At 76.1% G+C, this 10772-nt stretch carries 8 protein-coding genes and 1 pseudogene; 7 read left to right on the top strand and 2 right to left on the bottom strand.

Features of this window, described 5'->3' with window-relative positions; genetic code table 11:
- Nucleotides 1-14 precede the first annotated feature (14 nt).
- Nucleotides 15-1376, bottom strand: coding sequence for a cytochrome P450 (locus tag ACFUEL_RS25790; protein ID WP_380239140.1), 1362 nt, complete (start codon nt 1374-1376; stop codon nt 15-17).
- 292 nt (nt 1377-1668) lie between these two features.
- Between ACFUEL_RS25790 and modA the strand changes: the two genes are divergently transcribed.
- From modA to ACFUEL_RS25755, 7 genes are all read left to right on the top strand, one after another.
- The gene (modA, locus tag ACFUEL_RS25785) at nt 1669-2463 is read left to right on the top strand and encodes a molybdate ABC transporter substrate-binding protein (RefSeq protein ID WP_380239139.1); all 795 of its coding nucleotides are present in this window, start codon (nt 1669-1671) and stop codon (nt 2461-2463) included.
- The gene (locus ACFUEL_RS25780) at nt 2460-3308 is read left to right on the top strand and encodes an ABC transporter permease (RefSeq protein WP_380239138.1); all 849 of its coding nucleotides are present in this window, start codon (nt 2460-2462) and stop codon (nt 3306-3308) included. Before modA ends, ACFUEL_RS25780 begins: the two co-directional genes overlap by 4 nt.
- A gap of 56 nt (nt 3309-3364) precedes the next feature.
- Nucleotides 3365-4429 (top strand): ABC transporter ATP-binding protein, encoded by a 1065-nt coding sequence (locus ACFUEL_RS25775; protein WP_380239141.1) that lies wholly within the window; start codon nt 3365-3367, stop codon nt 4427-4429.
- Between the two features lie 243 nt (nt 4430-4672).
- A complete protein-coding gene (locus tag ACFUEL_RS25770) occupies nt 4673-5251 on the top strand; it encodes an SMI1/KNR4 family protein (protein ID WP_380239137.1) in 579 nt (192 codons plus the stop codon).
- 5 nt (nt 5252-5256) lie between these two features.
- The gene (locus ACFUEL_RS25765) at nt 5257-5649 is read left to right on the top strand and encodes a hypothetical protein (protein WP_380239136.1); all 393 of its coding nucleotides are present in this window, start codon (nt 5257-5259) and stop codon (nt 5647-5649) included.
- 149 nt (nt 5650-5798) lie between these two features.
- Nucleotides 5799-8492 carry an MXAN_6230/SCO0854 family RING domain-containing protein gene (locus tag ACFUEL_RS25760; RefSeq protein WP_380239135.1) on the top strand — a complete coding sequence of 898 codons (2694 nt, stop codon included), beginning with the start codon at nt 5799-5801 and terminating at the stop codon, nt 8490-8492.
- Nucleotides 8493-8727: 235 nt separating this feature from the next.
- A complete protein-coding gene (locus ACFUEL_RS25755) occupies nt 8728-9681 on the top strand; it encodes a DMT family transporter (protein ID WP_380239134.1) in 954 nt (317 codons plus the stop codon).
- 385 nt (nt 9682-10066) lie between these two features.
- Here ACFUEL_RS25755 and ACFUEL_RS25750 read toward each other — a convergent pair.
- Nucleotides 10067-10348, bottom strand: a pseudogene (locus tag ACFUEL_RS25750) (class I SAM-dependent methyltransferase); the annotation flags it as partial.
- Nucleotides 10349-10772 lie beyond the last annotated feature (424 nt).

Raw genomic sequence — 10772 nt, 5'->3', positions numbered from 1 at the left:
CTCCGGCTCCGGGGTCAGCCGCGCGGGGTGAGCCGGACGCGGGCCGGGCCGCGCAGTTCGAGGGTGATGCCCTGCCCGAGCGCCACCTCCCGGTCGACCGTGGTGATCTCGAACCCGCGCAGCAGGACGGCCAGCGCGAGCACCGACTCCAGCATCGAGAAGTGCTGGCCGATGCAGGCCCGCGGCCCGCCGCCGAACGGGAACCAGGCGTAGCGGTGCCGGGCGGCCTCCCGCTCGGGGGTGAAGCGCTCGGGGTCGAAGCGCTCCGGGTCCTCCCAGTGCCCGGGGTGGCGGTGGGTGACGTACGCGGCGATCAGGACGTCCGCGCCGGCCGGGACGGGGATGCCACCGATCACGGTGTCGGCGACGGCCCGGCGGCCGATCACGGGGGCGGCCGGGTAGAGCCGCATGGCCTCCTTCAGCACCTGGGTCAGGTACGGGAGCCGGGCGTAGTCGGCGGCGGTGGGGCGGCGGCCGTCGCCGAGCAGGTCGGCGACCTCGCGGTGGGCCCGCGCCTGCTGTTCGGGGTGCTCGCCGAGCAGGTGCAGGGCGAAGATCAGCGAGGTGGCGGTGGTCTCGTGGCCGGCCAGCAGGAAGATCAGCACCTGTTCGCGCAGTTCGGTGGCGTCCAGCTGCTCGCCGTCCTCGCCGCGGGCGTCGGCGAGCAGGCCGAGCAGGTCGTCGCCCCCGCCGTCCCCCTGGGCGGCGCGGCGGGCGATGATGCCGTCGCAGACCTCGTACAGGGTGCGTTCGGCGGCGAGCGCCTTGCGGTGGCCGGGCAGCGGCCACTTGCGGGGCAGGCGCAGCGGGGAGAAGGCGCGGTCGCGGACGAAGTTGTTCAGGACCGGGAAGGCGTGGTGGACGGTCTCGACGGCCTCCTCGACGTCCTGGCCGAACAGGATCCGGGAGACGGTGCGCAGCGCGAAGCGGTTCATCTCCTCGCCGAGGTCGACGACGCCGTCGGGGGCGGCGGCCCAGCGGGCGGCCAGCGCCTCGGTCTCGATGCCGATGGCGTCGGCGTACTGGTCGACCCGCTTGCGGGTGAACAGCGGCTGGATCAGGCGGCGCTGGCGCAGGTAGTCGGCGTCCTGGGAGGTGAGCAGGCCGTTGCCGAAGCTCTCCCGGATCTCGCCGTAGAAGACGTTGTCCTTGCGGAAGTTGGCGGCGTCGGTGGCGAGCACCTGCTGGACGGCCTCGGGCGAGAAGACCATCCAGAGCTCGGCGCGCAGGCCCGGTGGGCCGGCCTGGATCCGGATCACGTCGCCGTGGTCGCGCCGGGCGGCGAGGTAGGTGGCGAGGGCGTCGCGCTTGAGGTCGAGCAGCGAGCCGAGCAGCGGTAGGCCGGCCGGGCCGGGTGCGCGGGTGGCGGTGGTCATGGAGTCCCCCTCCTTCGACGGGCGAACCCCCGGGTGGCGGCGGTTCGCTGAAACCGCGTCAGTATCCCGTGCCCGGCGGCGGCGCGCGAGGACGCGTCGGGGGCGGGACGGCACGCGTCCGGGCCGGGCCGGCCGGGGACTTGAGGTATTGCACATGCAACCCTTAAGTTCCTCTTAAGGTCGCTTGTGCGATGAGACAGCAGTCTTGAGCCCCGCAGCTGCGGCACTATGATCACCTGATCACGCCCCCACCCTCTCCCGTCACCGCCCACACGACCAGGGGAAACCATCCATGCGCAGCGCCAGACGACTCCTCGCCGCCTCCGCCGTCCTCGCCCTCGCGGCCGGCCTGACCGCGTGCAGCAGCTCCGGCGGCGGCTCCGCCTCGGTGAACCCGGCCCCGGCCCGGCCCGAGGTCAAGGGCACCGTGACGGTGTTCGCGGCGGCCTCGCTGAAGGAGTCCTTCACCGAACTCGGCAAGCGGTTCGAGGACGCCTACCCGGGCACCACGGTGACCTTCAACTTCGGCGGCTCCTCCGCACTGGCCCAGAACATCGTCGCCGGCGCCCCCGCCGACGTGTTCGCGGCGGCCAGCCCGGCCACCATGAAGACCGTCACCGACGCCAAGCTGACCGGCGGGGACCCGACGGTGCTCGTCCGCAACACCCTGGAGATCGCCGTCCCCAAGGGCAACCCGAAGAACGTCACCGGCCTGAAGGACCTCAAGGGCCTGAAGACCGCGCTGTGCGCCAAGGAGGTGCCGTGCGGCGCCGCCGCCGTCACCGCGCTGAAGGCGGCCGGCGTGGAGCTCACCCCCGCCACCTACGAGCAGGACGTCAAGGGCGCCCTGACCAAGGTCGAACTGGGCGAGGTCGACGCGTCGCTGGTGTACCAGACCGATGTGAAGGCCGACTCCGGCAAGATCGAGGGCGTGAACTTCCCCGAGGCCGCGCAGGCCGTCAACGACTACCAGATCGTGCCGCTCGGCAAGGCGTCCAACCCCAACGGCGCGGCCGCCTTCCTCGGCTACCTGAGCTCCGCGGACGCCCGCCGGGTGTTCACCGACGCCGGCTTCCAGGCGCCGTGACGGGCCCCGACGCCCCCCGCACCACCACCGCACCACTCCCCCGGGGCCGGCGGCGGCCCCGGGGGGTCGGGCGGGCCCCCGCCGCGCTGCTGCTGCCCGCCCTGCTCGGCCTCGCCTTCCTCGTCCTGCCGCTGCTGGGCCTGCTGGTGCGCGCGCCCTGGAGCGCGCTCCCCGAGCTGCTGACCGGCCCCGAGGTGTGGCAGGCCCTCAAGCTCTCGCTGCTCTCCGCGACCCTGGCCACCGGCGTCGCACTCGTCCTGGGCGTGCCGCTGGCCTGGCTGCTGGCCCGCACCGAGTTCCCCGGCCGGCGCCTGGTCCGCGCCCTGGTCACCCTGCCGCTGGTGCTGCCCCCCGTGGTCGGCGGCGTGGCCCTGCTGCTGGTGCTCGGCCGCAACGGCATCCTGGGCCGCTGGCTGGACGCCTGGACCGGCATCACCCTCCCCTTCACCACCGCCGGGGTCGTGGTCGCCGAGGCGTTCGTCGCGATGCCGTTCCTGGTGATCAGCGTGGAGGGCGCGCTGCGCGCCGCCGACCCCCGCTACGAGGAGGCCGCCGCCACCCTCGGCGCCTCCCGGCTGACCGCCTTCCGCCGGGTCACCCTGCCGCTGGTCGCCCCCGGCATCGGGGCGGGCGCGGTACTGGCCTGGGCCCGGGCCCTGGGCGAGTTCGGCGCCACCATCACCTTCGCCGGGAACTTCCCCGGCCGCACCCAGACCATGCCACTGGCCGTCTACCTGGCCATGGAGTCCGACCCGGAGGCGGCGATCGCCCTGAGCCTGGTCCTGCTCGCCGTCTCCGTCGCGGTCCTCGCCGGGCTGCGCGACCGCTGGATGTCCACGCCGTGAAGCCCTCCGCCACCGACGGCCCCGCCGACGAACCCGCGCCGAACTCCCGGCCCGCCCTGGACGCCCGGCCCGCCCTGGACGCCCGGCTGACCGTCTCCCGGGGCGCGTTCACCCTGGACGTGCCGCTGGCCGCCCGCCCCGGCGAGGTGCTGGCCCTGCTCGGCCCGAACGGCGCCGGCAAGTCCACCGCGCTGCGCGCACTGGCCGGGCTGCTGCCGCTCACCGCCGGACACCTGCACCTGGACGGCACCCCGCTCGACTCCCCCGCGGACGGCCTCTTCCGGCCCGCCGAACAGCGGCCGATCGGCGTGGTCTTCCAGGACTACCTGCTCTTCCCGCACCTGTCCGCGCTCGACAACGTCGCCTTCGGCCCGCGCTCCCGGGGCCTGCGCAAGGCCGCCGCCCGGGCCGAGGCACTGCCCTGGCTGGAACGGATGGGCCTGGCCGAGCACGCCGGACACCGCCCCGCGAAACTCTCCGGCGGCCAGGCCCAGCGCGTCGCCCTGGCCCGCGCCCTGGCCGTCCGCCCCCGCCTGCTGCTGCTGGACGAACCGCTGGCCGCCCTGGACGCCCGCACCCGGCTCGACGTACGGGCCGAACTGCGGCGCCACCTCGCCGAGTTCGAGGCCGTCGCGGTGCTCGTCACGCACGACCCGCTGGACGCCATGGTGCTCGCCGACCGCCTCGTCGTCATCGAGGACGGCCGGGTCGTCCAGAGCGGCCGCCCCGCCGACGTCGCCCGGCACCCGCGCACCGACTACATCGCCCGGCTCGTCGGCCTCAACCTCTACCAGGGCACCGCCGACGGCCGCCGGGTCACCCTCCCCGAAGGCCCGGTGCTGGCCACCGACGAGGACCTGACCGGCCCCGCCTTCGTCGCCTTCCCCCCCGACGCGGTCACCCTGCACCGCCACCGCCCCGAAACCAGCGCCCGCAACCTCTTCCCCTGCACCGTCGCCGGCCTCGACCTCCACGGCGACCGCTTCCGGGTCGACCTCACCGGCCCCCTCCCGATGGCCGCCGACCTCACCCCCACCGCCGCCACCGCTCTCGACCTGACCCCCGGCACCCGGGTCTGGGCCGCCGTCAAAGCCACCCAGACCCACGCCTACCCGGCCTGAGCCCGCCCGGCTGCTCGAAACCCGGACGGCGACGGCCGGGCGGCGGGGCCGGGCAGCGGCGGGGTCGGACGACCCGCCGGCCGGGCCGACCTGACGACGGTCGAACCCAGCGGCTTCGCCGGGACCGAACAGCGGGCCAACCGGACAACGACGGCCGGGCAACGACCAACGGGCCGCCGCCGCAACGGGCCGGTGGCGGTGGCGGGTGCCGGGACGTCAGGGGGTGTGCCTACCCTTGCCCCCATGGATCGACCCCGCCCGTTCTGGGACCCGGACCGCCCGGCGGCGCCGCCGCTCACCGAGCCGGACCGGCTGGCCGCCGAACGCCTGCTCGGCGTCACGCTGCCCGCCGTCCTGCTCGACCTGCTGCGCGAACAGGACGGCGGGCTGGTCGCGGACGGGTACGGCGCCTTCCCCACCGACCGGCCGACCTCCTGGGCGCCCGACCACGTCCCGTTCGACCACCTGCACGGCGCGGGCCGCCACCCGCAGAGCCCGTTCTCGCTGCTCGACGGCCCCTACCTGGCCGCCGAGTGGGGCCTGCCGGACGGCCTGGTGCCGGTCTCCGGCGACGGCCACCACTGGATCGCGCTCGACTACCGCCGCTGCGGCCCGACCGGCGAGCCCGCCGTGGCCTGGTACGACGCCGAGGCCGCCACCGAGCTGCCGCTCGCCCCGGACTTCGCCGCCTTCCTGCACGGCCTCACCTCGCCCGCCGCCTTCGAACCCACCGCCTTCGAACCTGGCGCCTTCGAACCCGACGCCTTCGAACCCAACGCCACCGAGCCCGCCATCGCCGAGCCCGCCGCCGGGGAGGGCTGAGCCCGGTGCCCCGCCGCGACCGCGCCTTCCGACTGCTCACCACCCCCGACGGCCTCCGCTACCGGTGGCGGGTGGGGCACCGGCACGACCCGTCCCCGCGCGGCGGCCCGGGGTGTGCGGAGACCCTGTCGCTGCGTCCCGAGGGGCGGTCCGGTCGGCTCCTGATCGTCTTCCGCCCCGGGCCCGACCGGCTGGTCCCGGACGGCTGGACGCCCTCCGGTTCGGTCGGCACCGGTGACCGGTGGCTCAACCTGCACGAGCCGGGCACCGTCCGGGCGCTGCTGGACGCGGCGGCGGCCCGCGGCTGGCACCCGGAGCGGCCGGGCGTGCTGGAGGCCGACGGCTGGGAGCTGTTCGACGCGGCGGCCGGTCGGGCCCCGGATCCCGCTGCCGGTTAATTCGTTGGTGCGCGCCGCGCGTCGGCCCTAGGGTGGCGGTCGCGGGCGGCTCCGCGGCGTGCTTCCTTCTCCCTTTTCCGAAAAGAACCAGCGCGCCCCCTCTCCGCCCGCTTCTTCGTCTTCCGCCTCCCCCTGGGGGTTCCTTCCGCATGCCCCGAGTCATCCCGGTGACGTTCGACACCGGCGTCGACCTCGACCTCGGCTCCTTCCTGCTCCGCCGCCGCACCGCCGTCGCGGTGGACCCGGCCGGGCTGCTGCCCGCCGCCGACCCGTGGAGCCTGCGCGGGCTGACCGCGCTGGACGCCGACCTGGCGAACCGCGGCTACCTGCTGACCGTCGAACTGCGTTCCGCGCTGGCCAGGTCGGCACCGCTGCGGCTGGCCGGTCTGGGCGGCGCGCTGCTCGACCGGATCGACCACCTGCTGGGCACCCACCGCGAGCACACCCCGCTGTTCCGCCGCTTCCCGGACGCGGTGCCGGAGGTCGCGCACCTGCACCACAGCCGCCGGATGCGGGCGTTCCTGCGTGCCCAGCCGCACCAGCCGTGCGCCCGTTGCGGGCGGCGCGGCGCCGAGGTCGGCATCGGGCTGCTCGCCCCGTGCGCCCACCTGTTGTGCCCGGACTGCCTGGACGCGCAGGACGGCACACCGCGCTGCCCGTCCTGCGGGACGGCGCTGGCCGTCCACCCGTTCCTGTTCGGCGGCAAGCGCAAGGCCGTGCGCGAGCAGGCCCCGCCGCGCAAGGGTGATCCCGAGCCGCGGGAGCCGCGCGGCTCGGTGCTGCGCCCGCTGCGGCTGCTGAACGAGGACGAGACCACGGCGGCGCTTGCCGAGCTGACCGGCCTGCTGACCCGCCGCACACCGCTGAACCCGCAGGACCGCGACGACCTGGCCACCCTGTTGGTGCACGCCCCGGCGGACCTGGCGGCGCTGCTGCCCGCCGAGGTCCCGGTTCGCGAGACCAAGGCGCTGGCGCTGGCCGAACTGCTGCGCCGCGGGGGCACGTCGGCGCTGCCGGTACTGGCCGAGCGGCTCACCACCGCCACCGACGTGCTGCGGCTGCTGTGGGCGCACTCGGGCGCCGAGCCGGACCTGCTGCCGGCCACCGCCCGCACGCTGCGGCTGCGCAACCTGCCGCGGCCGCTGCGCCGCGGCCTGCTGGGCGTGCTGGACGCGCTGCCGACCGCCTCGCTGGCCGAGGACCTCCGCCGCCACCGCGAACCCTGGCTGCGCGCAGGCGAGTTGCTGCACCCGTTCGAGTACGGGCGGCAGTTCCCTTCGGTGGCGGCGGCGTTCGCGCTGCTGCGCGGAACCGACCTGGATGCCGCCTCCCCCGGCTTCGCCGAGCCGCCCGCGCCGCTCCGGGTGGAGCGGGTGCGCGGTCGCCGCCGGGTGGCGCACACCGGGTTCGCCACCCGGGTGGAGGGCCTGCTCGCGGTCGGCGACGTCCCCGGCGCGGTGGCCGAACTCGCGCACCGCCCTGGCGAGTTGGTGCGTCGCCTGCACCACCTGCTGCGGGTGCACACGATCATGGCGCCCGGTACGCCGGCGCCCGCCGAGCTGTCGGCGGCGCTGGTCCGGGCGCTGCCCCGGGTCGGCCCGGGGCCGCTGCTCGGTGCCTACGGTCGGCTGCGCGGCCCGCGCACCGCGGGCGAGCGGCGACTCTACTTCCCGCGCGGACTGGTCTCGTTGGCGCACGGAAGGGAGGACCACGGCACCGTCGTCCCGGCCGGGCTGAGCGCCCCGGTGGTCGCCGCGATCGAGGCCGAGCTGCTCCGGCGGTCCGCCGCGACGCTCCCCGAGCTACCCGAAGTCGCCCTGCTGGACGAGGCGTTGACCGGCATGTCGGTGCCGTTCGCGGAGCGTGCGGCGGCCCGGGCGCTGGTGTCGGTGCCACGCGGCAGCCTGCTGCCGCTGCCGCCGGGCGAGCGGCTGCGGCTGTTCCTGCACTGGGTGCAGCCGCACCACCAGCGCGTCGACCTGGACCTGTCGGTGGCCCTGTACGACGCCGACTGGAACTTCCGCGGCCGGTGCGACTACACGCAGTTGACGTTCGGGCGGCGGGCCGCCGTGCACTCCGGCGACTACGTCTCGGCCCCGCCGCCGAAGGGCGCCAGCGAGTTCGTCGACCTGGACCTCGCCGCGCTGGAGGCGGCCGGGGCGCGGTACGCGGTGATGGTCGTGTTCAGCTACAACGACATCCCGTTCGACCGGCTCCCGGAGGCGTTCACCGGTTTCGCCGGGGTCGACGACGGCCGTCCGGGCGGCGGTCCGCTGTCGGCCCGGGCCGTCCGCCAGCGGATGGACCTGACCGGGGACGCCAAGGTGTCCGTCCCGCTGATCGTCGACCTGGCGGAGCGCCGTTTCACCTGGACCGACCTCAACACCACGGCCACCGGCGGCTACCACAGCGTCGCCCGGCACCGGGACGAGCTGGCCGCGCTGTGCGGCGACGTGCTCGACCACTTCGCCCCCGACCGGCGCGCCACCCTGTGGGACGTGGCCTGCGCCCGAGCCGCCCACACCACCGGCGAGGTGCTGGTGCGCGGCCTGGACGGCACCGTCCGCCGGTGGCGGCGCGAACCCGCCGAGCAGGTCGGCGAGTTCGCCGAGCGGCTGCGCCTGCGGCACGCCCCGGACGGGCCGCCGGTCACCGGTCCGCTGCCCGAACTGCTCGCCGGGCGGCGGGCGTTCCTCGCCCTGCTGGAGGCCGACCTGCCCGCCGCGCCGGGCCTGCACGGCGAGCTGTACCGCCTGCACCCCGGCCCGCTGGACGCCGCACCGGACGCCCTGCGCCGCCTCGCCGCCGCCGACCTGGTCGCCACCCTCGCCCCCGCCACGTGAGCGCCTCCGCCCCGCCTCCCACCCCGTCCCCGTCCCCGTCCCCATCCCCGTCCCCGTCCCGTACAGTGGCGGGCATGCATCGCGGCGTCCTGCCCCCTCCCGCTCGCTGAGCGGGCGGCCGGCCACTTCCTGAGCCCGCCCGGGCCCGTCCCCCTCCGTGGACGGCCGCCCCGGGCCGGTCGGTGCTGCCCGCTTCCGTGGCCCACCGACCATGACGGCTTCCCGGGAGTCCCCGTTGTCCTACCCCTCCGTTCCCTCCGCCCTGCCCGCCCTGCCCGCCCGGCGGGGCCTGCTGTACGTCGCCCTCGCCGCCACCGCCTGGGGCACCGCCGGGGCGGCGGCCGCGCTGCTGTTCCAGCGCAGCGGCCTGGGCCCGCTGGCCCTGACCTTCTGGCGCTCGGTCGGCGGCGCGGCCGTGCTGCTGGCGCTGCGCCCGTTCACCGCGGCGCGCCGGGCCCCGCGGCCCGCCGTGCACCGGATCCTGCTCAACGGCCTGGGGCTGACGCTGTTCCAGGCCGCGTACTTCCTGGCCGTCCGGGACGCCGGGCTGGCCGTGGCCACCGTGGTGACGCTGGGCTCGGCGCCGGTGCTGGTGGCGCTCGGCGGGCGGCTGCTGATGGCCGAGCGGCTCGGCCGGGCCGGGCTGGCCGCGGTGGCCGGGGCGGTCCTCGGCCTGGGCGTGCTGGTGCTCGGTGGCGGCGCGGCGGACTCCGGCGGCGGGTCCGAACCGGCGGGCCTGGCCTGGGCGTTGGCCTCGGCGGCGGGCTACGCGGCGATCACCGTGGCGACCCGGCACCGGGCCGCGCGCACCGGTGCCGCCGACGACCCGGCGGCCACCACCCTGTGGTCGTTCGGGGTGTGCGCGGTGTGCCTGTGCCCGTTCGCCCTGACCGAGGGCGTGCTGCCGTCCACCGGTGCGCTGCCCTCGACGCTGCTGCTGCTCGGCTACCTGGCCACCGTGCCGACCGCCCTCGCCTACGCGCTGTACTTCGCGGGCGCGGCGGTGGTCCGCGCCGCGACGGCCTCGGTGGTGGCGCTGATCGAACCGCTCAGCGCCACCGTGTTCGCGGCGGCCGTCCTGGACGAGCCGCTGACCCCGGCGGCGCTGCTGGGCACTGCGGTGCTGCTGCTGTCGGTGTCCGCCCTGGCCCGGTCCGAGCTGCGCGTCCGAGCCGACGCTCCGTCGTGACCGACCCCGATGGAAGGAGCACTGACAAGCTGACGAGCTGACGAGCCGTCAGGCGAGGGGAACCACGACCGGTCGACCCCGCCGACGGCTGCCCAGCCCGGAGGCGCCCCGGGCGTACGTCGGGGCTTGCGGCGGCAACGCCGAGGAGCAGGACCAGCGTTGGGGCGAGCGCGACCGCCGGGCCGCCGCGGCAGCGGCACGGGAGTCGGAGGGTGGCCGGAGGGGTCAGCGCGGCGCTTCGGCCGTCACGAGGCAGTAGTCGCAGAAGCCCTCCCGGTAGGCCCGCAGGAAGGTGCGGGGCCGGGTGTCGGGGCCCAGAACCTGCTGGCCCAGGCGTCCCAGCCCCGCCAGACGTGCGGACCGATCGAGACGGCCCGGACCTCCGTCATCCCGGCGGCGGCGAAGGCGTCGGTGAGTGTCCGCACCGGGTGGCCATCGCCACCCGGCCCCCGGGGCGCAGCACCCGCGCCGCCTCGGCCGCGAAGGGGGCCAGCCGCGGGAAGTACTGGGCCGCCTGGACGCTGATCACCGCGTCGAACCCGTCCGCCTCGCCGGGCAGTTGCCCCGCCGCCCCCTGGACGAAGCGTAGCCGTCCGGGCTCGGCGGCGAGCAGTTCGGCGTACGCGGCGCGGGCCCGTCGCACCTGCTCGGGGTGGATGTCCGTCCCGTCAACTCCCGCCGTCTCCCGTCAACTCCCCTCAACTCCCGTCCGCGCCCGGGGGCTTCCGCACGCCGGGGCTGGTTCGTTCACCATTTGAAATGGCCCGCCTTGCCCGTGCCGTCGGCGATCTTGGACGATGGGGGCCGAACGGGGGACGCGGAGGCGGAAGGGCCACGGACGGGGCCCGTTCGCATGCATGCTTCCGGGAACCGGGTCCGCACCCCGGGTGCCGTCCGGCCATCGCGAACCGACACGCCCCGTCCGCCGCACGGTCGTTGGCCGGCGGGCGGGCAGAACGAGAGGTACTGGCGCATGCACAACACGGTCCGAGCCCGGATGGCGATGCACCTCGTGGTGTCGAGCGAGCTGTCCTTCCGCATCGCGGTCGACCTGGACTACGACGGCGACGACCCGTTCGCCGTCCGCTTCA

It is taken from the genome of Kitasatospora sp. NPDC057198, from assembly GCF_042670125.1.
Lineage (GTDB): Bacteria > Actinomycetota > Actinomycetes > Streptomycetales > Streptomycetaceae > Kitasatospora.
Note: the sequence above shows the minus strand (reverse complement) of the source record. Positions and strands in the feature narration are given on the sequence as shown.